The 479-nt window shown below is 45.7% G+C and carries 1 protein-coding gene; it reads left to right on the forward strand.

Features of this window, described 5'->3' with window-relative positions:
• A partial coding sequence (locus HC175_RS18045) for a Sir2 family NAD-dependent protein deacetylase (RefSeq protein WP_317172355.1) occupies nt 1-412 on the forward strand: 412 nt, incomplete at its 5' end.
• Between the last annotated feature and the right edge of the window lie 67 nt (nt 413-479).

Raw genomic sequence — 479 nt, forward strand, 5'->3', positions numbered from 1 at the left:
TCATGAAAAAGCATGCAGCAGTAATGTGATCCACCTTCATGGAGAGCTGAAAAAAGTCCGCAGCACTTTCAACGAGGAGCTTGTTATGGATTGGGAGGATGACCTGAATCCCGGCGATTTTTGTGAGAACAATCACCAGCTTAGGCCGCATGTAGTGTGGTTTGGAGAAGCTGTTCCTATGATGGAACCCGCCATGGATATTACTTTCCGGGCCGATATCCTTATGATCATTGGCACCTCCATGCAGGTCTATCCCGCCGCCGGATTACTGGATCTTGCTCCTGAAGGAATTCCGGTGTATTTTATAGACCCCAAACCTTCTGTAGCCGAATCCAAAAACCTGAAGATCTATGCTGAAAAAGCTTCAGTAGGTGTGCCGCGGGTGGTGCAGGAATTACTCGAAAAAGCCTGAAAAACTTCAGCAAAAAATGCCTTTTTGAGTAGCCCTGAAAAATGTATCTTTAGCCTTTAATTTCTGA

Source organism: Salinimicrobium oceani (assembly GCF_012037645.1).